Consider the following 23,678-nt stretch of genomic DNA (forward strand, 5'->3'; position numbering starts at 1 on the left):
TTTTTTTATTGAAAAAGAGCAGGTGTTACTTCGTTGGATTTTTTTCCTTTTTGTTGTGTTTGGGAATTGTAAGGAACTACATAATAAGTAGGACTGTCGAGCAGATTCACACGCTCTTTTTCAAATGCTCCTTTTCCCTTCACTTTGCCAATCAATTCGGCTTTATCCCCTTTTTTCTCATAAACATAATAAACAGCTCTTTTATCAGGTGAAGGTGTCCACGATAAACTTACCGTTAGCAAACCAAATGGATGGAATGTTAATTCTTGTTTTAAGTCTTTAACTTGCTCTAAACGTATTGGTTTTGGCAGATCTTTAACGCCTGCTGGCTTTTGAAATGCAGCTTCGTCGTAACCAGCTCTTGTTAGAATGTCTTTAAATAATAGAGTTGGATAAGAACTTCCTTTTGTTAAATAGTGCTGGTCATTTGTAGAATCATATCCCATCCACACGCTTCCTACAACATCTGGGGTATATCCAACAAACCAAGCATCTCTTGTGGCTCCTTTAACATTCGTATACGAAGTAGACCCTGTTTTTCCTGCTAACTCTCCTTTAAACTCTCCATTTTTTGCCGTTCCTTCTTTAACAACTCCTTGAAGCATTTTTGTCATATACCAAGCCGTCTGTTTTGAAAATGCTTTGTGAGTGTCGGGAACAGCTTTTGCAATCACTTTTCCATCTTGATCTTTTATCTCTTGAATAAAGTACGGTTGGATGTTTTCTCCATTTTCAGCAAATGCCCGGTACGCTCCTGCTAATTGAAGCGGTGTAATTCCTTCCTTTAATCCTCCAAGAGCAATCGCAAGCCCTTTATCTTCTAACGGAATTCCTAGCTTTGTGAGATACTGCTTGCTTGTTTCAACTCCTAGCTGATTCAATGTCCAGACGGCAGCTGCGTTTTTAGAATCTTTTAAGGCATCGTACATCGTTACCTTTTTAGCATATTGGCCGTCTACGTTTTTAGGTGTGTATCCCCCGTAGCTTCTAAGCTTGTCTTGCAGCAACGAATAAGGCTTGAATTGACCTTCTTCTAATGCAGGGCCATATACCGCAATAGGTTTCATCGTAGAACCTGGCTGTCTTTTGACATTTACGCGGTTGAGCGATTTTTGTACATAATCTCGTCCTCCCATAACAGATAAAACTCCTCCGCTTTTGTTATCGACTAATACAAAAGCACCTTGGGCACTGTTATCTGTACCTGGAAAATAACGATTTTCTTTCATCAGCTCGTAGGCGGCTTCTTGTACTTTTATATTCATCGGTACTTTGACCGTATAACCTCCGCGCAGAAGCTCATTGCCCGAAATGCTGTATTTCTTCTCTGCTTCTTGGATAACCATATCGATATAGGTTAAATACGCTGGATTTTTAGCCTGCTCCTTTATGTTCAACCCCAGCGTTCTTCCTTGCAAACGGACATTTTTTTCAGCTGATAAATAACCTGCTTTTTGCATGGCATTTAACACAACATTTCTACGTTCTATACTTTTTTCTGGATGTAAAATAGGAGAATAGGAATTCGGTGCTTTTGGCAGTGCAGCGAGAAGTGCACCTTCTTCTACCGTTAATTCGGAGACATCTTTATTGAAGTAAAGCTTGGATGCAGCTTGGATTCCATAGGCTCCGTGTCCAAAGTATATTTGATTCAAATACATTTCAAGCAGTTTTTGCTTACTGTAACGCTGCTCCAGGTTAATAGCCACCACTACTTCTTTTGTTTTTCTAAGCAGCGTTTTATCATTCGATAAAAACACATTTTTAGCCAGCTGCTGTGTTAAAGTACTTCCTCCTTCAACACTTCCTCCAGCCAATATATCTCGGTATAATGCTCGGCCAATAGATTTAAAATCGATTCCGTGGTGTTCATAAAAACGAACATCTTCAATTGAAATAAATGCTTGTTGCACATGCTTTGGAATCTTGTCAATTGAAACCAAGTCCCGATTTTTCACATAGAGCTTTGTTAATTCGTCTCCATTTTCATCGACTAATCTCGTAGCCGAGTCCATGACGATTTTTTTCTCATCAATTACATAGTTTCCAAGAAACAAGATGATAATATATCCAATCAATCCTAATAGAAAAATTCCAACTAAGGCAGCAATTGCGTATAAGCCTTTTTTGTACATCGTGCCACCCCTTTTCTTCCGCTAAACTTTTGATAATATGGAAAACAACTTCATCAATGTTTTACTTTACCATCTTCATTAGAAGTTCACAATTTTTGAATTTTTGTGTGTAAAATTTTATAATTTTAGTATGATTTACAATTGTAAATTGTATGCAATTCCCAATTAGAAAGGAAGTATAATCCATGAAGATCTTTATTACTTACGGAACAGGCCCTTACCTTCAAAAGTTGATCGACGAACATCCGAGTGAACGTTTATTACTGCTTCACAAAGATGACGATCAATTTGCACTAGTCCACGAAACAGATGGAGATACAATTTTTAAAGAAGGACATGCTTATGAAGTATTAGATGCTTCTGGAGATCTTGCAGATAGCGGATTTGCTGTACTAAATAATATTTCAGTTACAGATGAAGGCCGTCCTTTGTTTGAACAGCGATTTAGCCAACGCGCTCGTTTAATTGAAAATGAAGCAGGCTTTTCAGCTATTCGTGTGCTTCGTCCACTGCAAAATGACACATACATTATCTTTACAGGATGGAAAGATGAAAGTTCATTTAGCGATTGGCAGTCTTCAAAAGCCTATAATGAAGCACACAAAAAACGCGGTACGTCAGAAGGCGTGGATCAGCAGCCATCGATTTTCTCTCGCCCTTCTTATGTCACCTCATACCACGTAGTTAAATAAGTAAACATCCTCCTAGTAGGCGAGTATCACAATAGGCACAAACGTCATATTGTATACTACATCACCTATTGGGAGGAATTTTTATGGGCATAGAGCTTGGAGCTCTTCATTGGATGTATGTCCTTTTTATCGCCTTCATTATCGGCTTTATGATTATGCGGCGAGATACGAGTATCCTTTGTATACTCGGGATTTTTTTGCTTTCCTTAACGGCTACCTCTTCGTTAAGCCACTCCGTCAGCGCTGTTTTTTCCAGCTTCATTTATGCCATTACAGAACTGCTTCCTACCATTTTAATTATTTCAATTATTGTATCCATGAGTAAAGTCTTAATGGCTACAGGAATAAATGAATCGATGATTTCACCTTTTGCTCGCCTCATTAAAACACCTACTCTTGCCTATTGGGTTATTGGATTAGTTATGATGACCATCTCCTATTTTTTCTGGCCTTCTCCAGCCGTTGCTTTACTTGGAGCCGTGCTTTTACCAGTTGCCATCCGCGTAGGGCTTCCAGCTATAGGCGTAGCTGTAGCGATGAATTTATTCGGCCACGGCGTTGCGCTTTCAGGAGACTTTGTTATTCAAGCTGCCCCTAAGATAACCGCTGACGCAGCAGGGCTTCCGGTTCACGAGGTTGTTCAAGCAAGTGTCCCTCTTGTCATTGTGATGGGAGTCGTTACCACACTCTCTGCTTTTTACTTTCTAAAACAAGATATGAAGCACAATAAAATTCAGGCGCAACCGACAATTTTAACAAGCAGCTCTTCTAACCAATCCACACCTCTTTCTCCTTCATTACGCCGGGCTTTAGCCATTATAGTTCCTCTTTTCTTTGCTATAGACGTATGGGCAATGTTCGCCCTTCATTTACAGGGAGGAGATGCCACTGCTCTCGTTGGAGGTACAGCTCTATTTATTTTAGTAGTGGTGTCGCTTATTGCTCACAAAGGAAAAGGTCTCGAACAAACCACTTCCTACTTGATTGAAGGCTTGCAGTTTGGGTTTAAAGTATTCGGTCCCGTTATTCCGATTGCCGCTTTTTTCTATTTAGGAGATGCTGGATTTAAAACAATCATTGGTGACTTTCTTCCGAAAGGATCACATGGACTTGTCAATGACCTAGGCGTTGCGCTTGCTTCGACTGTACCGTTAACTGCACAGGTCGCTACTGTGACGATAACTGCGCTAGGAGCTATTACAGGGTTAGACGGTTCAGGCTTTTCAGGTATTTCACTCGTAGGCTCTGTCTCTCATTTATTTGCATCTGCTTTAGGATCGGGCGCTGCCACGCTAACTGCTTTGGGGCAAATTGCTGCGATTTGGGTTGGAGGGGGAACGTTGATTCCATGGGCGCTCATTCCAGCTGCTGCGATTTGTGGAGTCAGTCCGTTTGAACTCGCTAGACGCAATTTAAAACCTGTAGCGATTGGATTAGTTGTTACAACGATTGTCGCAATGTTCCTAGTTTAAACAAAAGCCCCCTTCTTTTGATGAAGGGGGTCATATGTATATATTTGTTACATACCTTTTGGAAACTCTTTTTCCGCTGACGGCCTTACATACGCATAAACAAGCGTATAGAAGAAAATGCCTACAATTAGCCACATAAGCCCTAAGCTGTAGCCAGCTAATACATCTGTTAAAAAGTGTTCTCTTAACAGAATACGGCTCACGCCGATTAACAAAACAATTAAAGTAATTGCCCGCTGATACCACTTGGCCACCTTTTGATTGTTTATATGCTTGATCAGAAAAAAGAAAATCAGACCGTAGATAAGAATTCCCATCATTGCATGGCCGCTTGGAAAACTGTAGCCTTCGATGCCTTCAAGAGGACGGGCTCGTTCTACCGCATCTTTAACTGCTTTATTAATAATATCGCCGCTTAAAATAAGTAAAAATGAGGATATCATGCCAATATAGTCTTTTTTTAAAAATAAAAAAACAATAAGTACAGCTAAAAGAACCATAATCATCACTTTTGAAGCTAAAAAAGACAGGCCGTGAAAAACAGATGACGCTGACTGAAGAATAGTGCTGTCATCTATAGCTGAAACAAGCCAGCGGTCTCCTTGAAAAGAATCTGTCGACACAGCAAACAACACTCCTAAAAAAACGAGACCCGCAATCCCAAACGCCCACATCAATTTTTTGTACAGAGATACAGTTTGTGAATCTACCATATCGTTACCTCCTATTATCTCACGAGAAAATTGGTAAAAAACTCATTCTTTGTCCCTATTTCTCATCTTATGTATCTATTATGTATATAAAATATTTCATGATTCAATTACTTTTTTCAATAACAACGCTTACATTCTTTTCTTTTTTATAGATAATGATATAATGATTAAAATGTCAAAAAATTCAAAACTTTATTCAACTTACACAGAAAGGATATGGTTATGTGAACTCCAAGCTACATACTTTACTTGAAGAAAAATTTGATGAAATGGTTCAAATTCGCCGATATCTGCATCAGTATCCAGAACCGTCTTTTAAAGAATTTCAAACTGCTGCCTACATTCGGTCTTTTTATGACAAGATCGGTATTTCTTACCGAGCAAATGTAGGAGGAAACGGCATTGTAGCAAGCATTCAAGGAGGAAAACCTGGTCCTACTGTAGCTTTGAGAGCCGACTTTGATGCCCTTCCTATTCAAGATGAAAAAGATGTACCCTATCAATCAACTGTTCCGGGCGTGATGCATGCATGTGGCCACGATGGTCATACGGCTACTCTTTTAGTCCTTGCTAAAGCGCTTTTTGAAATAAGAGATTCTCTCCCTGGTAAAATCGTCTTCATTCATCAGCACGCCGAAGAGTATGCTCCCGGAGGCGCCAAGTCCATGATTGAAGACGGATGCTTAGACGGTGTAGACGCAATATTCGGAACGCATTTATGGTCATTAACTCCCACTGGTGTGGTTCAATATCGAACGGGCCCTATTATGGCTGCTGCTGATCGCTTTGAAATTACGATCAAAGGAGCAGGCGGACACGGTGCACAGCCCCACAAAACAAAAGACTCAATCGTCATCGCCTCTCAGCTTGTTGTTAATTTACAGCAAATTGTAAGCAGACGTGTAAATCCAATTGATTCAGCGGTTGTAAGCATAGGTTCTTTTGTAGCAGAAAATGCATTTAATATTATCGCTGATTCTGCTCGACTAATTGGAACGGTAAGAACATTTAATGAAGATGTACGAAATGATGTCGAAAAAGAAATCGAACGAATTGTCCAAGGTACATGCTTAACGGCTGATGCTTCTTATGAGCTGAGTTATACGCGCGGCTATCCTTCCGTCGTAAACCACCCGGAAGAAACGGCCTTTCTTGCTTCTGCTGCTTCTCAAATCGATGAAGTTCATACAGTCGAAGAAACGGAGCCTCACATGACTGGAGAAGATTTCTCTTATTATTTGCAGCATATTAAAGGAACATTCTTCTTTACAGGAGCTCAGCCAGAAGGTGTAGATGCTCCTTATCCTCATCATCATCCTAAATTTGATTTTAACGAAAAAGCAATGCTTATCGCAGCGAAAACGCTTGGTACGGCTGCTGTTGAGTATTTAAGAGAACAAGCTCATTCTAAAAACGCAATAAAAGCGAATTAATCATTCAGCAAGCATTCGTACAGATAAACAGACGATTGCTTGCTGTTTTATTTTAGGAAACTTTTTCTCACTTAAAACGTAGTATTTATATCGACTGAAAAGAGGTGACTTTTTTGAATACGTATGAAGAAAAAGTGTTACGAGAAGCTGAACATTGGAAATTTAGCATGTTGAAACGACCTTCTAAATTTCAGCGTACCGCAAAATCCTTACAGCTTAAACTAAATGAAAAAATCCCTGCTAAAGTCCATAGAATTATAACTGAAAGTATAAAAAAAATGGTTGAAACCACGCTTGTTGGGTCCGATTTCACGACTAAAAAAAGAGATGTCAGCGGTCTTTCGTTTGAAGAAAAAGAGAAAAGAATTTTGGAGCTCATACCTAAGTACAAAAAAACAGCTGCTGTAGAAGGAGCTGGTACTGGTGCAGGTGGTCTCCTTTTAGGCGCAGCAGATTTCCCACTTCTTCTTTCCATAAAAATGAAGTGCTTATTTGACATTGCCGCGACGTATGGTTTTGATGTAAAAGAAAAAGAAGAACGCATTTATATGCTGTATATTTTTCATCTTGCCTTTTGCAGCGACGACCATAGAACGAAGCTGCTCGAAGTAGTAGAAAGCTGGGAGGAAAAGAAAGAGGAACTTCTTGAGCTTGATTGGAAAGCTTTTCAACAAGAATATCGCGATTACATTGATGTTGTGAAAATGTTTCAGCTGATGCCGGGAATTGGAGCTGTTGTAGGTGCGTATGCGAATTATCAGCTTCTTGATCATCTCACAAAAGTAGCGATGAACGTCTATCGCTTTCGGATATTATCTTCGTCTCAAAAGTAGTCTAAAAACGTAAAAAAAGCTCCATTCGGAGCTTTTTTACGTTAATTTTTTATTTACATATGCATTTACAAATAAGTGAATAAATATAGCACCTGCTGCCAAGGAAAGCAGTGCAGCAACTATATTAGAAAAAGCCACCACTATGGCGAGCACAAGAATTTGTACATACAGCGCTTTTTTCCATACGTCCAAAAATGCCCTTTTTCGTTCTTTAGCTTCGACTGGATAAAGAGAAAGCCATAAAATTTGCTTGTGCTGCTTCCAAAGCGGGAGTAATTGAAAACCCGTCATGTATACAACAAATAAAACAACCACTATATTGCCGTATTGAAACGGCGCAGCTACAATTAAAAATCCGCCAATGACAGTTAAGCGAACGAGCAAACTTAAATAATCTCCTGATCGCAAAAATGTTCTGGTGTACAAGTAATGGTAAGTGGCATTTTGACGAAATGGAATACGTGTTACTAGCCAATCTAAATATCTACGGCGTTTGATTCGTTCTTTGACTTGTGGAACATCCGTAAATAAATTAGCTAATCGATAAAAATAGCCCATGCGCTTTTCTTCTAAGTCAATTAGCTTTTCCCATTTGATCGGCTTCCTTTTTGTAAGAGAGCGATAATAAACGGCTAGCGCAATCATAATTACCGCTACAATTCCTGTGAAAAATACGTATGCATGCGAAAATAAGAAATAAGTAAAAACTGCGTTTAAGAAAAATCTGACGATATAATCTGTCCACTTCGCCCACTTTTCTTCAAACCATACGGCCCACCAAGACATGCCTAAGTTTACAACTTTCAGAATGAGTAATAGCAGAAAAAACACAAAAATATTTGAGTAAGAATCATGCATTACTTTTACGTGAAGAGGCGCTGCTGCACCCGTTGCAAATAATAAAATATAAAGCTGAATCGTAAAGGTAAACCAAAAAGATTTTTTGAAATAAGGCTGCAGCTTCGTCTCCAAAGGAAGCAAAAAGACTAAATCAGGTCGTTTTAAAAACGTTTGAATTTGGCCCATTGTTAAAATCAATCCCATAAGGATCGCAATCACTACAGCCGAAGGAAACGCAGGTGTTAATGTACTCAACCACTGTTGATAATAGTAGGCTAAACCGCCAATCGCAAAAATTAACACTAATTTAATGTGGTCATTTAAGATATATTTTGTATATCTTCTTACATCCACTAAATACTGCTGAAATCGTTGCTTCCATAATGCGTCAATCTTACTCATAGCCTTCTTCCTTTGTTAATTCAATATAAATTTCATCAAGAGTAGCATTGCGCATCTGAAATTCTTCTTGAAGATCTTTAAGCGTTCCTTGCGCTCTTACTTCTCCGTTATGTAAAATAACAAATTTATCACAGTAGCGCTCCGCGGTCGCCAAAATGTGTGTGGACATTAAAATGCCTGCACCTTGCTTTTTCATATCCGTCATCAAATCAAGTAAAGATTGAATACCAAGCGGGTCTAAACCTAAAAAAGGTTCATCAATAATATAAAGAGACGGCTGAACCAAAAAAGCGCACATAATCATAACCTTCTGCTTCATCCCTTTTGAAAAATGCGCGGGAAACCATTTTAACTTCCGGTCTAAACGAAATTCTTTTAAAAGCGGCTGCAGACGTGCTTCATATGCTTGAGGCTCAATTCCATAAGCCATAGCTGTCATATCCAAATGTTCTTTTAATGTTAATTCATCGTAGAGCACAGGAGTTTCTGGAATAAACGTAAACTGACTTCGATAGCCTGTTGGGTCTTGTTGAAAGGTTTTATTATTAATGGATACACTTCCTTTTTTTGCTTCCATTAATCCAATGATATGTTTAATCGTTGTACTTTTTCCGGCTCCGTTTAAGCCGATTAACCCAACTAATTCACCTGCATTTACATCAAACGATACATCTTTTAAGACGGGAGTTTTCGTATATCCCCCTGTAATATTGTTAATTTGCAATAAAGAACCCATCACGATCTCCTTTTATTTGTTCTTTTTTGTCTACAAGCGCAAGCGCTATTTGCTCTATTGTACCAAATCTTTTTCGTCCTCACATCGTTTTCAATTCTTTTCGGTTAATTTTTCCAGAATATAATCGAAATATCGGGACATTCTATATAGGGAAGAAGGAAAACAAGTTATTGATTACAACTAATCATTACAAAGCTTCTTACATTTGGGATGAGGTGTCTACAGCAGGCATATTTCAGAAAACCTTATTGTAAATCAATGTATGTTTGATTCATAAGGGGATGGTAGTCATGAACGTAGTAAGAATATATATAATGGGTAGACAATAATGTTCATTTATTACTGTGTAAATGAGGTGTTTGTCAAAGACCAAGAACGATTTCGTTCACATTGTATATTTTTTTAGCTTAATGCTTAAATGAGGTGTTTGTTAAAGAGAATATACTTTTTCAAGTGACTGTTTCATTAGGCAATGCAATTACGTAAATGAGGTGTTCCTTAAAGATCATATGCTGCATTAAAAGCTATTTTTTCCTTCTTCACATGACGGGATGCATAATCGTTTGCATCCCGTTTTTGTGTATAAAATATGAGTGGCTATTTCTTGCCTGCTGATTGCATTTCTACTTTGTGGTAAAATAAACGTACATGTATACCCATACATTTATATTAGTAACGGAAGGTGAACATAATGAGCACACATGATGAAAACTGTATTTTTTGCAAAATTATTCGCGGTGAAATTCCAGGTGCAAAAGTATTTGAAAATGAACATGTATTAGCTTTTTTAGACATTAGTCAAGTAACAAAAGGTCATACGTTGGTGATTCCAAAAGTACATAAAAAAGACATTCACGAACTAACACCGGAAATTGCGCGCAATTTATTTGAAGTGGTTCCTCAAATCGCAAATGCAATTAAAGAAACATACAGCCCAATCGGCTTAAACATCTTAAATAATAATGGTGAAAAAGCTGGTCAATCCGTGTTTCATTATCATATGCACATTATTCCACGCTACGGGGAAGGCGATGGATTCGGTGCTGTATGGAAAGAGCATACAAGCGAATACACGCCTGAAAAACTTCAAGAAATCGCTGGCAATATTTCTTCTCGCCTTTCTTGAAACAAAAAAAGCTTACACATGTAAGCTTTTTTTGTTTTATCTATTAATCAGTTTATGATGTAAAACTCAATACGTCTCTCGCTCATTATGAACCATTTTCTGCCTTAACTTCTAAATTCATACGCTCTTCAATCAATTTTGTTAATGCTCTTGATCCTTCAGGTACCAAGTGGACACCATCTGATGTAAAGTATTCAGGGTGCTTAGAAGCCTCAGAGTACCAATCTACAAGCGTGACGTGATCAAACTTTTCAGAAGCAGCTTTCAAGTTCTGGTTCACGGTGCTTTCCCAGGAACGAGGAACGCGCGTATTCACTAAGTAAACGTCCGCTTGTGAAAAAGCTTTTAACAGTTGTTCAAGTTCTTCATTGGTAAAATAACCGTTCGTTCCTAACTCAATAATCACTGCGCTGTTCGGATTATTAAATGCTTGATAACTTGGAGTTAGCTGCAGTGCTTCATTGAGCTGCCTTCCTACTTTTCCGTCAATCGTAATACTAAGCGGCATCTCTTTAAGATTAGGAGCAATATCCAGCATGACCGAATCTCCAATCGCAAGAACATCTCTGTAAGAATTCGGCTGCTGTTCTTCTTTTGCATCAGATTTTTCTTCTGCGGAGTTCTTTTCCGCGTTCTTTGTTTTTTCATCCTCCGCTTTGTTCTTGTCTTTGACAGAAGTTGAAGCATTTTCTTTATGATTCGTTTGAATTTTAACCTCTGTTTGTTTTGCTTCGGTCTCATCCTTTTGCTGCGTACTAATAGCAAAGCTTGTCATATCCGCTGTAAACAACGCCAAAAAGAAAATGAGACTGCCCAAAACCGCTTGTCTCGAACGAGAGAGATTACGCCATTTAAAAAGCTCTCTCGGATGGTAATGCCGGAAATAATAGCGAAAACCGCGTGTGCGAATAGGCACCTCGATGTAACGGTACGAAAGTTCAGCAATGATAAATGTAATTCCTACTTGTAACAGCGCATGCCAATAGACCGGGCGGCCAATCTCGGCTACAGGTGTTGTAAGAACAATAACCGGATAATGCCACAAATAGATACCGTATGATCTAGTACCAAGCCAGCGAAGCGGTTTAAACGACAAAGCTTTTCCTAAAAAGCTACTAGGGTGACTAATCGTTGCAACCAGCACAGCAGCGTTTAAACAAATCAGCAGCATGCCACCTTGATAAAGAAAAGATGCATGCGTATACTCATCAACGCTCCATACGCAGAGAATAAATACAAAGAAGCTTACCATACTTACTGCGTTTAATACTTGCTTGCCCACAGCTGGAAGATTTTTTGATGATAAACGATACATGGGCCAGACAAATGCAAGTAAACAACCGATTAAAAGGGCAAACAGCCGAGTATCGGTTCCATAATAAATGCGGCTAGGATCTCCTCCTGGCTCATATAAAAAAGACATCAGAATGGCTGAGGCCATTACTCCAGCTAAAATAAATAGAGAAAGAATTCCTCTCTTTTTAATAAATTTCAAACCCAACAATAAAACAAGTGGCCATACAATATAAAACTGCTCTTCAATAGCAAGTGACCATAAGTTCTTTAATGGTGACGGTGATCCAAAACTATCAAAATATGAAACTTTATGAAAAATAAACCACCAGTTACTCATATAAAAAATAGACGATAATGCATCGCCTCGTAGCGTTGTTAACAATGGTCGGTTAAATAAAATAACCCACGCTGCAGTTAATATGACCATCACATACACAGCTGGAAGAAGTCTTCTCGTACGGCTAATCCAAAAATGCTTCAAATTCTTTAAAGGATTTTCCCAAGATTGCACCAGTAAAATTGAGGTAATTAAATACCCAGATAATACAAAGAAAACGTCAACTCCTAAAAATCCTCCAGACGCCCATCCAAAGCCTAAGTGATAAGCAATCACAGCCATGACAGCAAAGGCCCGAAGTCCGTCCAAACTATATATATACCTATTTTTCTTTTCTTTTGCACTCATAAAAATGCCTCCAAGCAATATGTACAACAAATTTCTTTCTCAATAAATATTAAGAATATTACGTAATTGTTACATTTTTGTTACAAAAATCATTATATACAATATTATTACTTTCTTCAATATATCACTTACTGAAAATCAAAGAATAAGTAAAAAGAAACAAATTCACTATCTATCTTATTCATAAATTACTAATTTAGTAGTAGTCATATCGATTCTATCTGCATGCCACTAAACCCTACACGTTTCTTTCACCTTACCCGTTTTAAAAATAGAAAAACTTCACACAAATGGTGAAGTTTCTAAGGTGTCTTTAGCATATCGACGTGTGGGAGTCCTTCATCTGAATAAATATCGGAAATAGGTCTAAAACCAAACGATTCATAAAATGTTTGAAGTCTGCTTTGAGCTTGAATTTTAATTGTCTTCTCGTGCCATTCATTCTCTAGAAAAGCAATTCCTCTTGCTACTAGTTCTCTTCCGAGACCTGTACCGCGCTGTGCTTGTTTTACAATAATACGTCCAAGAGAAGCTTCCTTATAGCTAATTCCTTTTGGTAAAACTCTAAGGTATGCGATAATTTTCTCATCTTCTTTTTTGAACAAATGATAAGCAAATTTGTCTTTTCCATCTACTTCTAAGTAAGCACACTTCTGTTCCACAACAAAAATAGAGGTGCGAAGCTGTAGAATTTCATAAAGCTCATCGTTTGTCAGCTCTTGAAATGATTTTATGCACCAACTCATGATCTGCTCACCTTTTCTTATTGTTCTTTTTCAATTAAATTCAGCGTACGTTCAAGCCAATTGATATAGCTTGTCTCCCGGTCTTGAGCACGAGATAGCACCAAGTAATGACCAAATTGAGGAGAAGAAACGGTAATGTGGTGATTAACTTCTTCTAAAAGATCATCCATTCGTTTTTTTAAAAAAGTCAGCTTCATTTTCCTGCTTGATAATTGGTTATCTATTTGTTGCTTTAACTCTTCTATTGACATGGATGAAGCAAAATAAGCTTTTAACATAAATTCATCTTTAGTTGTTTCAGGAATAGGATCAATCGTAGTGAGCCACTTGCTTAGCTCGACTCTTCCTTCTTCCGTTATCGAATACATCTTTTTTTCTAATTTTTTGCCTTGAATCACCGTTTCATAGCGAATAAATCCCTCTTCTGTTAATCGCTTTAGCTCGGGATAAATCTGGCTGTGTTTAGCACTCCAAAAATTACCAACCTCTTCTTTAAAAAGTCTGGTAATGTCATACCCGCTGAGCTCCTCCTGATTTAAGAGCCCTAATATTGCATATTTTAATACTCTCATTCTGTTCCTCCACATTATTTCTTCCATCAGTATAGCATATAAACATTTCTTTTACATGTTTACCAAAACATGTTTACGTATACTTTTTATTTATCTTTTTTCTATTATTTTCTCTTTACAGATTAATTTAAATTTTTGAAAAGTTACCTCCACAACTAAGAGTTTTCATGATAGTATAATGATATTCTTTCTGACATCAGTCATTAGCCATTTTGTATGATGAGTGTTCGAACTAATTTGAGGAGGAATTAATGTGATTACGTTAAACAGAGCTTATAATTTTAATGCAGGTCCATCTGCGCTTCCCCTACCTGTCTTACAACTTGCTCAAGAGGAGCTAGTTAACTTCAAAAATACAGGTATGTCTGTGATGGAATTATCACATCGCAGCAAAGAGTTTGAAGATGTATTAACACATGCTAAAGAAACACTAACGGAATTGCTTAATATTCCAGATACACATGAAATTTTATTCCTGCAGGGCGGAGCAAGCCTGCAATTCTCTATGATTCCAATGAACTTTTTAGCTCCTGATCAAGTGGGGGCATATGTGCTAACGGGATCATGGTCAGAAAAAGCGTTAAAAGAAGCAAAGAAACTTGGAAAAACAGCAGTGGTTGCTTCTACTAAAGAAGAGAACTACAGCTCTATTCCAGCTTTAGATGATATAAAGCTTCCAAAAGAAGAGATTGGGTACTTGCATATCACGTCCAATAATACCATTTTTGGTACACAATGGGCTGACTACCCTTCTATTGAAGGAGTAGACTTAATTGCTGACATGTCAAGCGACATTCTTTGCCGTCAAATTGATGTATCTAAGTTCTCACTCATTTATGCTGGTGCTCAGAAAAACCTCGGACCATCTGGTGTAACAGTTGTCATTTTGAAGAAAGAATTGCTTAAACGTATCCCTGAAGGTTTACCAACAATGCTGAACTATGAGACTCACGTAAAGAGCAATTCTCTTTACAACACTCCTCCAACGTTTGGTATTTATATGCTTTCACTTGTTTTAGATTGGATTAAAGAACAAGGGGGCGTTAAAGCCATTGAAGCTCAAAATCATAAAAAAGCTAAGTTACTCTACGCAAGCATGGAACGTTCAAACGGTTTCTATACTCCTCACGCTACAGAGGAAAGCCGTTCAATTATGAATGTCACGTTTACTTTACCAAACGATGAGCTAACGGCTGAGTTTTTACAGCAAGCAAAAGAAAAAGGCTTTGTAGGATTAGCTGGACACCGTTCAATCGGCGGATGCCGCGCTTCTATTTACAATGCTGTGCCGCTTGAAGCGTGTGAAGCTCTTGCCGTCTTTATGGATGAATTTGCGCAGGCAAACGCGTAATTGGCAGAATTAGCTGATTCTTTTTTCACATAAATATGTTATAATCAGTATGTAAATATATGCAATGGGCATAGACGCACTATTGGTATATTTCGAGCTTAGCTTAGAAGAGGAGAGATGAGAAATGAATACAAAAGTTTTAGTTTCTTTAGCGTTATTAGTCGGAATTGGAGCGGTTCTCCACACGGTGGTACCTCCTATTTTATTTGGAATGAAGCCAGATATGATGTTAACAATGATGTTTTTAGCAATCCTGTTGTTTCCTAGCGTAAAAAATGTTGCATTGGTTAGCTTAACCACAGCAGTTATTTCTGCTTTAACAACAAGCTTTCCTGGCGGACAAATTGCAAACTTGATTGATAAACCAATTACAGCATTTGTTTTCTTTGCATTATTTATGCTTGTGAAAAAAGCAATAGGCATGAAAACACCAGTTGCTGCTGCTTTAACAGCTGTTGGCACGCTCGTATCAGGAACCGTATTCTTGTCAGCTGCCGCGCTAATCGTCGGCTTACCGGGTGGAAATAGCGTCATGGCACTTGTTGCTGCGGTTGTATTACCTGCAACAGTAGTAAATACAATCGTTATGGTCGTTATTTATCCAATTGTTCAATCCGTTCTAAAACGCACAAGTATCAAAGCAAAATTATCGTAACGTCAAGAGCCTGATTTAATTAAGAATCAGGCTCTTTTTTTACACCAAAAGCTAAGGCCCGCCAAAGCGTGGCGGACCTTTAGATAAAACGGTTCATTTATAGTATGTTGCTGATCTTTTAGAGACAGCCTACGGTTCTTTTGTTTAAAAAGAAATGGTACAGGATGCTTTTCACTTAAATTTCATTTGCAGCTCATACAATAGGTATGAAGACTTACTATGTAATAAAGGTTTAAGTTCCCCATCCTAGGTTACATAATAAAGTATAAGCGCCAATAAAAAACTCGCAAAAGCCACTGTCGCACATGTAAGAGACTTTTGTTTAAGTACGTGTTTAGGTGGATATGATGCCGTTCTAGTCGTAAGGCTAAACCATTTAAAAGCAGCGAGAAAAAAACTCAGGCTAATCATCAAAAGAATGAATAAAGCTATCCCATGTTGATAACCTCCTTCTTTTGTATAAATCTATGCTATTTTTTTATGATTATGTCAGAAGGAAGTGTTAGCAATTACTTTACTACATAGGAGGAAATAAATAATGAGTAGAATGAAAAAACTAGCAGCTGGAGCAGCAATCGGAAGCACCGTAGCCGCTATTACAACGCTTCTTATTACTCCATATTCAGGACGAGAACTTAAACAGCGTGTCAGTTCTCGAAAAGACCGAGTTAACGCTTCACAACAAGAGCTCTCAACAAAAATAAAAGCTGTTTCTCAACAAGTACAAATGACCGCCAGAGAAGGAAATACTATAGTGAAAAATATCGCAAGTGACCTTTCTACTACCCTTGGTCAGTTTAAAGAAGAAATTGTCCCTCATAAGGAATCCATTCAGCATCATTTGAAAGAAATCCAAAATTCTTTGTCAAACCTAGAGGAACATGTACAGACAACTAAAAATCCCAATGAAAAAATTGACAAAAAAGAAGGTTAAAGCGCCTTCTTTTTTAATTTTTTAAAATTTTGTAAATTTACATCTTTATAATTTTTTATTTTATTGGCATAATAGAAGATAAATAAAAAAAGAGACTAAGTAGGTGGGAGAAGATGAAAAAGACTAGTGATCAGGATTACAGTTTGAAAGAAGCACTTCTATTTAGCCAACGTATTGCCCAATTAAGTAAAGCCCTTTGGAAAACCGTAGAGAAGGATTGGCAGCAATGGATTAAGCCTTATGACCTTAATATTAACGAGCATCATATTTTGTGGATTTCATATCATTTAAACGGGGCTTCCATTTCCGAAATTGCCAAGTTTGGAGTTATGCATGTTTCTACTGCATTTAACTTCTCCAAAAAACTAGAAGAACGAGGTTTACTTGAGTTTTCTAAAAAAGAAAGCGACAAGCGAAATACGTACATTCAGCTGACAGATAAAGGCGAGGCCATTTTACTGGATTTAATGGAACATTACGAACCTTCTAATAATTCAGTATTCAGCGGCGCACTTCCGTTGCGCGACTTGTACGGCAAATTCCCTGAGTTTATGGAACTAATGACCGTCATCCGCAAAATTTACGGTGAAGATTTTATGGATATCTTCGAGCGATCTTTCCATCATATCGAAGAAGAATTCACTGAAGAAGATGGCAAGCTTGTCAAGAAAGATAAAGAGAACCACCAGGAGACTATTTCAAACTCTTAATGGTTAGTCCCTTATCCATTGAATAATTTCAAAAAATTCATTCATCACATCTTGATAAGAAGGTTGATAACGAAGCGATTCGACCGTCTCTCTAGGAGTTAATTTATAATTCAGCATACCAACAAATTGTGTAAGAAGCGGAACAAAGTCTGTTAGGCCTTCCGCTTTTTGCTCAATATATTCGTTTTTTGTATCTTCACACAGAATTAAAATTTCCTCTACTTCCTTCTTTGTAAGCTGATTTCTTACCACTAAATCAATAAATGGTTTAGCTTCTTGTTCAGATGTCCCAGATAACAGTTTTATGTAATATTCTAAACGTGATACTCGAGATTCTAAAGTTTCCATCCGCTTCCCCTACTCCTTCAACGTTCATATATCTCTACTCCATATTGTACATGATTCATTCATGTTCTTCCAAATAATTCTTTCTTCGTCAATCACATTTCCTGTTTGAGTAGCACCGTATAAAGATTTTCATATACTGATTATGTACTCACTGCATATATTAATATAAATCCCTCTGTCCTTTTTAACAATCCTTTTGCACAATGGCTGATTGTTACTCATTTCTTATCCATTCACTTTGCTATTTCGTTTAAAACCTATTTCTCAACTTCTTAACTACCCTTTATAAAATAAAAACCGCATTTCTGTGTAAATACCTTTTGAAATTCTTTGTTCAACTGTATATATAACTATCTATTTTACCGCTTTTTTGGTAATGTTAATATAGATATTTGTAAATTCATACAAAGCTGTACTATATAAATGACTATAAGACTTTTTGTCTTCGTCACACTGATTTTGTTAGGGGGATTTTTATGTACATATTCTTTATTGTATTTGCACTATTCATTTTATTCTACATCAATGCACTAACAAATACATTGTGTATTCAAAAAGAAATTCCAGCTGAAAAACAGCCTAAAGTTTTTCGTACGATTAATGTATTAATTACCATTTTATTAGTTTCATCTTATATTGAAGTATCATTTACATAAAAAACGGTGAGATGTCTCACCGCTTTTTTATAGGCTTAGCAAAAACAGCTAGCGCCGATGATAACTAATAAGATGAATAATACGACTAATAGAGCAAATCCACTGCCGTATCCGCATCCGTAAGAACCCATATCTATCGCCCCTTTCCTTTTATATTCATCTGTTTCCTAGTGGTAACATGCACAACCAACAATGACTAATAAGATAAACAGTACAACTAATAGTGCAAAACCGCCTCCATATCCGCATCCGCTCATTTGAGCACCCCCTTTGTTTACTAATACTGCATCTTATGCATCAGCTCAAAAAACGTCTAGGCTTTTAGCCCAAACTCCATAATTTATTTCTCTTGCTTCTCGTTTGGAGATTACTCTGTGAGTTTGTCCACCATTTTGAAAACGCTTTATAAAAAAGCCATCATAAGCGTATAATCACTCCATGCTTAGTGGAAAATAAATGTAAATTTACGTGGTTTTAACTTCATTTGCTAACATCAGGAAATGTGATATAGTAAATCTTGAGTCAAGCTACATAAGTAAAAATGATGAGTAGGAGTGTTTACGTATGAAAAAAAGCTTAGTTGCACTAACAACGGCAGCCAGCCTCGTTGCTTTATCAGCATGCAGTGGGGGAAATGATGCTTCAAATGCAAACGATTCTTCAAAAGTAATTGTAGAAACAAAAGCAGGCAATATCACTCAAGGTGATTTGTATAAGCAAATGAAAGATACAATCGGACAAGACCAATTTAATACACTCGTACGAAGCGTTACCGAAGAAAAAGTATTGAGTAAAAAATATAAAGTAACGGATAAAGAGCTTGATCAGCAGCTGAACATTCTAAGAGAACAATACGGTGATCAGGTGGATTCAGTTATTAAGCAAAAAGGCGAAAAAGAAGTCAAAGATATGCTAAAAGTTGATATTCTCCGTGAAAAAGCTGCTACGGCAGGCATTAAGGTATCGGACAAAGAACTGAAAAAAGCTTATGATGAATATAAAGCTCAAAAACCTCAAATTCGCGCAAGTCATATTTTAGTAAAAGACGAAAAGACAGCAAACGAAGTAGAAGCGAAAATCAAAAAAGGCGAGGACTTTGCTAGTCTAGCAAAAGAATATTCAACGGATCAGCAGTCTGCAGCTAACGGCGGCGATTTAGGCTACTTCGGTGAAGGCCAAATGGTTAAAGAATTTGAAGAAGCGGCTTACAAGCTGAAAAAAGGTGAAGTAAGTAAACCAATCAAAACAGAGTACGGCTACCATATCATTAAACTAGTCGATAAAAAGAAAGTAGAATCGTTTGAGAAAAAGAAACCCGAACTTGAGCAGCAAATCAAACGTTCAAAAGTAGATCAAGCAGAAGCGAACAAGAAGATTCAAAAAGAGCTTGATAAAGCAAAAGTGGAAGTCAAAGATAAAAATGTAAAACCAATTTTCGAAGAAGGTGCGACAGATAGTCAATCTGGCGTAGAAACTCCTCAGCAGTAATGCTAAGAGCCTGTCACTCATGTGACAGGCTCTTTTATATAATCAGATAGAATCGCTGTTGCGTCTTTCTTTTTCCACTTGCATTCTTTCGATGAAGACTTGTCCCTCTTTTTCAATAAACGAATCATCCACTTGCTTATCATGTTGTGCAGCACGAATTGCCATAAATCCACTAAAGAAAATGCCTGCTACAACTAAATAAATCCAAATTGGTAGTGTCACCATATATTGATCCCCCATCACAGTTATTTACAACCACTATATGCGAAGGAAGAAAGACTTATACCTTTTTAATCAATCGTTGGTTTATAAAATGAACGATTATCAAGTGCAAAAATACGCTCTGTAAATTCACCAGGCTTCACTTTTGTTAATGCTCGGTCCAGCATATTCATTTTAGCGTCTACATTGTCAATCAAATGAAGCATCTCAGCCTCTTTAATTAACGGCTTTTTCGGACTTCCCCACTCTTCCTTACCGTGATGCGATAATACAAGGTGCTGAAGAAGCATGACCTCTTCTCCTTCAATCGCTAATTCTTCCGCCGCTTTTCCAATTTCATTCACCATAATCGAGATATGGCCAAGCAAGTTCCCTTCGACTGTGTATATCGTCGAAACAGGACCTGAAAGTTCAAATACTTTGCCAAGGTCATGAAGAATAACTCCAGCATACAGCAAGTCGCGGTTTAAGCTTGGATAAAGGGTTGAAAATGACTCAGCCAGCTTCAGCATAGACACCACATGGTAGGCAAGCCCCGATACAAACTCATGGTGATTTTTAGTTGCTGCCGGATATTCTAAAAATTCCGTTTGATATTTTTTAAACAAATGGCGAGTAATGCGCTGGACATTTGAATTTTTCATTTCAAATATACTCTTTGTAATATGTTCCACCATTTCTTCTTGAGATAAAGGCGCCACTTCTAAAAAGTCAGATGTGCGCACTCCGTCTTGGGGCTGCGCAGGACGAATGTTGCGTATTTTCAGCTGGTTGCGCCCGCGGTAATTCATTACTTCTCCAGCAGCTCGCACAATCTTTTGAGCAGCATAATTTTCCTCGTCATCTGGGGATGCATCCCACAGCTTGGCTTCAATATCACCTGTTTTATCCTGTAGGATTACCGTTAAAAATGGTTTTCCATTGCTTGCAATTCCTCTCGTTGAGGATTTAATTAAAAAATAAAGATCAACTTGCTCTCCTACTTCGTATTGAGCAATTCCTTTTGTCATGCCCTTTTCCTCCTTACCACTTCATTCTATGTATTTGATAGCAAAGCTCTTATCGCTTCGTCCGCTTATTTACAGCTCTTTACATTTCATTTTACCATCGCTTGGCACCGAATGCACGGGTAGACGCTTTTTCATAAGAGATGAGATTATGACACAACAAAATCAATACATTCTAAAGACAAACAGATTGGATAAAGGAGCTAGTATGAATCGCTTGAGGCACCGCTGTTGATTTCCGTGCAAGACTTCTCTTTCCGGCAGCCGCTGAGCCTCCTCGTCGCTTCCGCTTTCTCCGCAGGAGTCTTCGTCTTGCTCTCCAATACACAGCTAGAAACAACTACATACATGCAAACTATGGTCACCATACCAATAAAAAAATCCGGACGAGTTGGATTCTCCATCAAGAATCTAGATTGTTCGTCCGGACCTCCCTTCAACTAATCTACTTTTGTCTCAGCCTCTCACTTCTTTATGTTTCTTTTTTCGTTAACTGCAGCGCCTTTTTAATATCTTTAAAAGAGGTAGATTGACCATACATAAGGACTCCTCCTTTATACACACGGGCACCAAATATAGCTAAAGCAGTAATCGTCACAACCAAAATCCCTATCGATACACTCACTTCCCACATAGGAACATTTAACATACCTACACGCAAAAACATAATCATCGGAGCAAAAAACGGGATAAAAGATGTGACCGTAATGATTGTGGTTTCAGGATCACCAAGTCCAAACATAGCAATTAAAAAAGCGGCCACAATCACAAGGGTCATGGGCGTAATCATTTGCTGTACATCTTCAATACGGCTTACAAGAGAACCTAAAAAAGCCGCGAGCGTAGCAAAAAGAAAGTACCCTAATATGAAAAAGACAAATGCATACACGAATGTAGTCAGCGGAACATCATTAAATCCGAGATAAGAAAAGATGCCGTTATGATTTGTTTCCACACTGGCTTTTAACGATGTGTAGCCCACGCTCAGTATCACTGCAAGCTGTGTTAAGCTGAGCAGTGCAATTCCAATAATTTTAGCAAACATTTGTGTAATAGGTGATACGCTCGATACAAGGATCTCCATAACGCGGGATGATTTTTCAGTAGCTACTTCCATCGCAATCATGCTCCCATACATGATAACGGCAAAATAAATAACAAACAGCAGAACATACACAAGACCTCTTGCTTGATTTAGCTCTTGTTCTGTTTTGGCATTTTCAACTAACGCTTCTTTTTCAAATGAAACAGGGCTGTAAAGCTGATCAATTTGCTTTTCTTCTAAACCAATTTTCACTGTAGCCATAGCCACTTTTGTTTGCTGTACCGCCTGTTCTAAGGTAGACGAAAGATTTGATTCGGCCAAAGAGTTAGCTTTGTACACAGCTTGAGGCAGCTGCTTATCGTTTAAAGATAAAAGTAAATAGCTATCGAGCTGCCCGCTTTTTACCGCTTGCTTTGCCTTAGCCTCAGACGTAAATTCTTTTAAATGAATGTCTGAATCCATAGCATTTACATTTTGTTTGAACAACGTATATACGCTTTCCACTTCATAGATGACACCCACATTTGTGCCATTATCGTCTGAATTAAAAACGTCGATAATTTTCTCCATATTTGTAAGAGCAACTAGAATAAGAGCAGTAATAATCGTCGTAATAATAAAAGATTTTGTTTTTAATTTATTAAGATATGTATGAAAAACGATGACCCAAAATTTATTCATAGGAAGCACCTACCTTTTCAATAAAAATATCATTTAATGAAGGCTCTTCCACTGCAAATTTAGATACAAATGAAAAATGTTTAAGTTCTTGAAAAATGAGTTGCGATACGGATTCATGCTGAATTTGAACAATCATGCCTTCAACCGTTTTTTTCACCTTTACAACACCTTCAAGCTCCGTAATTCTCTCAAACGGACCTTTCCCATGTATAATGACGTTTTTCTTGCCAAATGAACGCTTGATCTCCGGCAGTCTTCCATATACAACAGGCGTACCATGATGCATAATACATAAATATTCACAAAGTTCTTCCACATGTTCCATTCGATGACTTGAAAAAACAATCGTCGTCCCGCGTTTTTTCAAATCAAGTACCGCTTCTTTTAGTACCTCTACGTTTACAGGATCCAAGCCGCTAAAAGGTTCATCTAAAATAAGCAGCTCGGGACGATGAATAACGGAAGCGATAAATTGAATTTTTTGCTGATTTCCTTTGGATAGCTCTTCTACTTTTTTTGAAGCATATTGAGGAATATTAAATCGAGATAACCAGCGCTCCATTTCTTGCAGCACGTTAGCTTTTTTCATCCCGCGCAGCCGTCCTAGATAAACAAGCTGATCTTTGACTTTTAATTTCGGATATAATCCCCTTTCTTCTGGAAGGTAACCAACTAGATGGCTTCTACTGTAAGTTAAAGATTTATCATTCCATTGGATGTGACCTGAGGTTGGTTCAATGAGCCCTAAAATCATTCGAAACGTCGTTGTTTTGCCAGCACCGTTTGCACCTAAAAAACCAAACACTTCACCCTTTGGAATTTGCAAGGATAGTTCATTTACAGCTGTAAATTCACCGTACCTTTTTGAAACTTCACGGATAGAAAGAGACATTTAATTCC

General features: G+C 37.8%; 26 protein-coding genes. 11 read left to right on the forward strand and 15 right to left on the reverse strand.

Features of this window, described 5'->3' with window-relative positions:
• Positions 1 to 5: 5 nt before the first annotated feature.
• On the reverse strand, positions 6 to 2,135 hold the full coding sequence (locus ACH6EI_RS24925; protein WP_033580640.1) for a transglycosylase domain-containing protein: 2,130 nt from the start codon (positions 2,133 to 2,135) through the stop codon (positions 6 to 8).
• 185 nt (positions 2,136 to 2,320) lie between these two features.
• Here ACH6EI_RS24925 and ACH6EI_RS24930 point away from each other — a divergent pair, with 185 nt between their 5' ends.
• Positions 2,321 to 2,827: an antibiotic biosynthesis monooxygenase family protein gene (locus ACH6EI_RS24930; protein WP_013055327.1), complete on the forward strand. Its 507-nt coding sequence runs from the start codon at positions 2,321 to 2,323 to the stop codon at positions 2,825 to 2,827.
• A gap of 83 nt (positions 2,828 to 2,910) precedes the next feature.
• Complete coding sequence (locus tag ACH6EI_RS24935) at positions 2,911 to 4,299, forward strand: hypothetical protein (protein WP_047751678.1); 1,389 nt, start codon at positions 2,911 to 2,913, stop codon at positions 4,297 to 4,299.
• A gap of 47 nt (positions 4,300 to 4,346) precedes the next feature.
• Here the strand turns inward: ACH6EI_RS24935 and ACH6EI_RS24940 are convergent, their stop codons facing one another.
• Positions 4,347 to 5,012 (reverse strand): phosphatase PAP2 family protein, encoded by a 666-nt coding sequence (locus tag ACH6EI_RS24940; RefSeq protein ID WP_028412547.1) that lies wholly within the window; start codon positions 5,010 to 5,012, stop codon positions 4,347 to 4,349.
• Between the two features lie 224 nt (positions 5,013 to 5,236).
• Here ACH6EI_RS24940 and ACH6EI_RS24945 point away from each other — a divergent pair, with 224 nt between their 5' ends.
• Both ACH6EI_RS24945 and ACH6EI_RS24950 read left to right on the forward strand, forming a co-directional pair.
• Complete coding sequence (locus ACH6EI_RS24945) at positions 5,237 to 6,445, forward strand: M20 family metallopeptidase (RefSeq protein WP_028412548.1); 1,209 nt, start codon at positions 5,237 to 5,239, stop codon at positions 6,443 to 6,445.
• A gap of 113 nt (positions 6,446 to 6,558) precedes the next feature.
• On the forward strand, positions 6,559 to 7,278 hold the full coding sequence (locus ACH6EI_RS24950; protein ID WP_028412549.1) for an EcsC family protein: 720 nt from the start codon (positions 6,559 to 6,561) through the stop codon (positions 7,276 to 7,278).
• Between the two features lie 36 nt (positions 7,279 to 7,314).
• Here ACH6EI_RS24950 and ACH6EI_RS24955 read toward each other — a convergent pair whose 3' ends face one another.
• A complete protein-coding gene (locus tag ACH6EI_RS24955) occupies positions 7,315 to 8,520 on the reverse strand; it encodes an ABC transporter permease (protein ID WP_047751679.1) in 1,206 nt (401 codons plus the stop codon).
• Positions 8,513 to 9,256 (reverse strand): ABC transporter ATP-binding protein, encoded by a 744-nt coding sequence (locus ACH6EI_RS24960; RefSeq protein WP_098999422.1) that lies wholly within the window; start codon positions 9,254 to 9,256, stop codon positions 8,513 to 8,515. Before ACH6EI_RS24960 ends, ACH6EI_RS24955 begins: the two co-directional genes overlap by 8 nt.
• 691 nt (positions 9,257 to 9,947) lie before the next feature.
• On the opposite strand from ACH6EI_RS24960, the gene ACH6EI_RS24965 reads away from it, so the two are divergent.
• The gene (locus ACH6EI_RS24965; RefSeq protein WP_014461670.1) at positions 9,948 to 10,382 is read left to right on the forward strand and encodes an HIT family protein; all 435 of its coding nucleotides are present in this window, start codon (positions 9,948 to 9,950) and stop codon (positions 10,380 to 10,382) included.
• An 85-nt stretch (positions 10,383 to 10,467) separates the two neighbouring features.
• On the opposite strand, the gene ACH6EI_RS24970 is transcribed toward ACH6EI_RS24965, so the two are convergent.
• The 3 genes from ACH6EI_RS24970 to ACH6EI_RS24980 form a co-directional block, all read right to left on the reverse strand.
• Positions 10,468 to 12,363, reverse strand: coding sequence for an acyltransferase family protein (locus ACH6EI_RS24970; protein ID WP_098999423.1), 1,896 nt, complete (start codon positions 12,361 to 12,363; stop codon positions 10,468 to 10,470).
• A gap of 302 nt (positions 12,364 to 12,665) precedes the next feature.
• Positions 12,666 to 13,109, reverse strand: coding sequence for a GNAT family N-acetyltransferase (locus tag ACH6EI_RS24975; protein WP_098999424.1), 444 nt, complete (start codon positions 13,107 to 13,109; stop codon positions 12,666 to 12,668).
• Positions 13,110 to 13,126: 17 nt separating this feature from the next.
• Positions 13,127 to 13,681 carry a PadR family transcriptional regulator gene (locus tag ACH6EI_RS24980; RefSeq protein ID WP_028412553.1) on the reverse strand — a complete coding sequence of 185 codons (555 nt, stop codon included), beginning with the start codon at positions 13,679 to 13,681 and terminating at the stop codon, positions 13,127 to 13,129.
• A gap of 253 nt (positions 13,682 to 13,934) precedes the next feature.
• Here ACH6EI_RS24980 and serC point away from each other — a divergent pair, with 253 nt between their 5' ends.
• Both serC and ACH6EI_RS24990 read left to right on the forward strand, forming a co-directional pair.
• Positions 13,935 to 15,032 (forward strand): 3-phosphoserine/phosphohydroxythreonine transaminase, encoded by a 1,098-nt coding sequence (gene serC / locus ACH6EI_RS24985; protein ID WP_034327445.1) that lies wholly within the window; start codon positions 13,935 to 13,937, stop codon positions 15,030 to 15,032.
• A gap of 124 nt (positions 15,033 to 15,156) precedes the next feature.
• Positions 15,157 to 15,687, forward strand: coding sequence for a tryptophan transporter (locus ACH6EI_RS24990; protein WP_028412555.1), 531 nt, complete (start codon positions 15,157 to 15,159; stop codon positions 15,685 to 15,687).
• 246 nt (positions 15,688 to 15,933) lie between these two features.
• Here the strand turns inward: ACH6EI_RS24990 and yhzF are convergent, their stop codons facing one another.
• Positions 15,934 to 16,152, reverse strand: coding sequence for a membrane protein YhzF (yhzF, locus tag ACH6EI_RS27855; protein ID WP_465245805.1), 219 nt, complete (start codon positions 16,150 to 16,152; stop codon positions 15,934 to 15,936).
• 73 nt (positions 16,153 to 16,225) lie between these two features.
• Here yhzF and ACH6EI_RS24995 point away from each other — a divergent pair, with 73 nt between their 5' ends.
• A complete protein-coding gene (locus tag ACH6EI_RS24995; RefSeq protein ID WP_028412556.1) occupies positions 16,226 to 16,621 on the forward strand; it encodes a YtxH domain-containing protein in 396 nt (131 codons plus the stop codon).
• A gap of 113 nt (positions 16,622 to 16,734) precedes the next feature.
• Positions 16,735 to 17,331: an HTH-type transcriptional regulator Hpr gene (locus tag ACH6EI_RS25000; RefSeq protein ID WP_014461677.1), complete on the forward strand. Its 597-nt coding sequence runs from the start codon at positions 16,735 to 16,737 to the stop codon at positions 17,329 to 17,331.
• Positions 17,332 to 17,334: 3 nt separating this feature from the next.
• Here the strand turns inward: ACH6EI_RS25000 and ACH6EI_RS25005 are convergent, their stop codons facing one another.
• The gene (locus ACH6EI_RS25005) at positions 17,335 to 17,679 is read right to left on the reverse strand and encodes a DUF1878 family protein (protein ID WP_013081673.1); all 345 of its coding nucleotides are present in this window, start codon (positions 17,677 to 17,679) and stop codon (positions 17,335 to 17,337) included.
• A 476-nt stretch (positions 17,680 to 18,155) separates the two neighbouring features.
• Between ACH6EI_RS25005 and ACH6EI_RS25010 the strand changes: the two genes are divergently transcribed.
• Positions 18,156 to 18,335, forward strand: coding sequence for a hypothetical protein (locus ACH6EI_RS25010; protein ID WP_013055312.1), 180 nt, complete (start codon positions 18,156 to 18,158; stop codon positions 18,333 to 18,335).
• A 35-nt stretch (positions 18,336 to 18,370) separates the two neighbouring features.
• On the opposite strand, the gene ACH6EI_RS25015 is transcribed toward ACH6EI_RS25010, so the two are convergent.
• Positions 18,371 to 18,466: a YjcZ family sporulation protein gene (locus tag ACH6EI_RS25015; RefSeq protein ID WP_016762974.1), complete on the reverse strand. Its 96-nt coding sequence runs from the start codon at positions 18,464 to 18,466 to the stop codon at positions 18,371 to 18,373.
• Between the two features lie 36 nt (positions 18,467 to 18,502).
• Complete coding sequence (locus ACH6EI_RS25020) at positions 18,503 to 18,592, reverse strand: YjcZ family sporulation protein (protein WP_074682953.1); 90 nt, start codon at positions 18,590 to 18,592, stop codon at positions 18,503 to 18,505.
• A 307-nt stretch (positions 18,593 to 18,899) separates the two neighbouring features.
• Here ACH6EI_RS25020 and ACH6EI_RS25025 point away from each other — a divergent pair, with 307 nt between their 5' ends.
• The gene (locus ACH6EI_RS25025) at positions 18,900 to 19,823 is read left to right on the forward strand and encodes a peptidylprolyl isomerase (RefSeq protein WP_013055311.1); all 924 of its coding nucleotides are present in this window, start codon (positions 18,900 to 18,902) and stop codon (positions 19,821 to 19,823) included.
• 42 nt (positions 19,824 to 19,865) lie between these two features.
• Here the strand turns inward: ACH6EI_RS25025 and ACH6EI_RS25030 are convergent, their stop codons facing one another.
• The 4 genes from ACH6EI_RS25030 to ACH6EI_RS25045 all read right to left on the reverse strand — a co-directional run bounded on the left by ACH6EI_RS25030 (position 19,866) and on the right by ACH6EI_RS25045 (position 23,670).
• Positions 19,866 to 20,048, reverse strand: coding sequence for a sporulation YhaL family protein (locus ACH6EI_RS25030; RefSeq protein ID WP_013055310.1), 183 nt, complete (start codon positions 20,046 to 20,048; stop codon positions 19,866 to 19,868).
• Positions 20,049 to 20,113: 65 nt separating this feature from the next.
• A complete protein-coding gene (gene yhaM / locus ACH6EI_RS25035) occupies positions 20,114 to 21,055 on the reverse strand; it encodes a 3'-5' exoribonuclease YhaM (protein ID WP_013055309.1) in 942 nt (313 codons plus the stop codon).
• Positions 21,056 to 21,524: 469 nt separating this feature from the next.
• Complete coding sequence (locus ACH6EI_RS25040) at positions 21,525 to 22,778, reverse strand: ABC transporter permease (RefSeq protein ID WP_098999425.1); 1,254 nt, start codon at positions 22,776 to 22,778, stop codon at positions 21,525 to 21,527.
• Positions 22,771 to 23,670, reverse strand: a complete 900-nt coding sequence (locus ACH6EI_RS25045; RefSeq protein ID WP_028412559.1) for an ABC transporter ATP-binding protein — start codon at positions 23,668 to 23,670, stop codon at positions 22,771 to 22,773. The genes ACH6EI_RS25040 and ACH6EI_RS25045 overlap by 8 nt, the downstream gene beginning before the upstream one ends.
• Between the last annotated feature and the right edge of the window lie 8 nt (positions 23,671 to 23,678).

This window comes from Priestia sp. JSM ZJ58 (genome assembly GCF_044383985.1).
GTDB lineage: Bacteria > Bacillota > Bacilli > Bacillales > Bacillaceae_H > Priestia > Priestia zanthoxyli.

Coding starts and splice junctions, on each gene's coding strand:
- ACH6EI_RS25020 (WP_074682953.1), bottom strand. CDS start 18,592: ATGAGCGGATGCGGATATGGAGGCGGTTTTGCACTATTAGTTGTACTG.
- ACH6EI_RS25000 (WP_014461677.1), top strand. CDS start 16,735: ATGAAAAAGACTAGTGATCAGGATTACAGTTTGAAAGAAGCACTTCTA.
- ACH6EI_RS24995 (WP_028412556.1), top strand. CDS start 16,226: ATGAGTAGAATGAAAAAACTAGCAGCTGGAGCAGCAATCGGAAGCACC.
- ACH6EI_RS24935 (WP_047751678.1), top strand. CDS start 2,911: ATGGGCATAGAGCTTGGAGCTCTTCATTGGATGTATGTCCTTTTTATC.
- ACH6EI_RS24930 (WP_013055327.1), top strand. CDS start 2,321: ATGAAGATCTTTATTACTTACGGAACAGGCCCTTACCTTCAAAAGTTG.
- ACH6EI_RS24970 (WP_098999423.1), bottom strand. CDS start 12,363: ATGAGTGCAAAAGAAAAGAAAAATAGGTATATATATAGTTTGGACGGA.
- ACH6EI_RS24940 (WP_028412547.1), bottom strand. CDS start 5,012: ATGGTAGATTCACAAACTGTATCTCTGTACAAAAAATTGATGTGGGCG.
- ACH6EI_RS24955 (WP_047751679.1), bottom strand. CDS start 8,520: ATGAGTAAGATTGACGCATTATGGAAGCAACGATTTCAGCAGTATTTA.
- ACH6EI_RS24975 (WP_098999424.1), bottom strand. CDS start 13,109: ATGAGTTGGTGCATAAAATCATTTCAAGAGCTGACAAACGATGAGCTT.
- yhaM (WP_013055309.1), bottom strand. CDS start 21,055: ATGACAAAAGGAATTGCTCAATACGAAGTAGGAGAGCAAGTTGATCTT.
- ACH6EI_RS25045 (WP_028412559.1), bottom strand. CDS start 23,670: ATGTCTCTTTCTATCCGTGAAGTTTCAAAAAGGTACGGTGAATTTACA.
- ACH6EI_RS25005 (WP_013081673.1), bottom strand. CDS start 17,679: ATGGAAACTTTAGAATCTCGAGTATCACGTTTAGAATATTACATAAAA.
- ACH6EI_RS24990 (WP_028412555.1), top strand. CDS start 15,157: ATGAATACAAAAGTTTTAGTTTCTTTAGCGTTATTAGTCGGAATTGGA.
- ACH6EI_RS25040 (WP_098999425.1), bottom strand. CDS start 22,778: ATGAATAAATTTTGGGTCATCGTTTTTCATACATATCTTAATAAATTA.
- ACH6EI_RS24960 (WP_098999422.1), bottom strand. CDS start 9,256: ATGGGTTCTTTATTGCAAATTAACAATATTACAGGGGGATATACGAAA.
- ACH6EI_RS24965 (WP_014461670.1), top strand. CDS start 9,948: ATGAGCACACATGATGAAAACTGTATTTTTTGCAAAATTATTCGCGGT.
- ACH6EI_RS25010 (WP_013055312.1), top strand. CDS start 18,156: ATGTACATATTCTTTATTGTATTTGCACTATTCATTTTATTCTACATC.
- ACH6EI_RS25015 (WP_016762974.1), bottom strand. CDS start 18,466: ATGGGTTCTTACGGATGCGGATACGGCAGTGGATTTGCTCTATTAGTC.
- ACH6EI_RS25025 (WP_013055311.1), top strand. CDS start 18,900: ATGAAAAAAAGCTTAGTTGCACTAACAACGGCAGCCAGCCTCGTTGCT.
- ACH6EI_RS24980 (WP_028412553.1), bottom strand. CDS start 13,681: ATGAGAGTATTAAAATATGCAATATTAGGGCTCTTAAATCAGGAGGAG.
- ACH6EI_RS25030 (WP_013055310.1), bottom strand. CDS start 20,048: ATGGTGACACTACCAATTTGGATTTATTTAGTTGTAGCAGGCATTTTC.
- ACH6EI_RS24925 (WP_033580640.1), bottom strand. CDS start 2,135: ATGTACAAAAAAGGCTTATACGCAATTGCTGCCTTAGTTGGAATTTTT.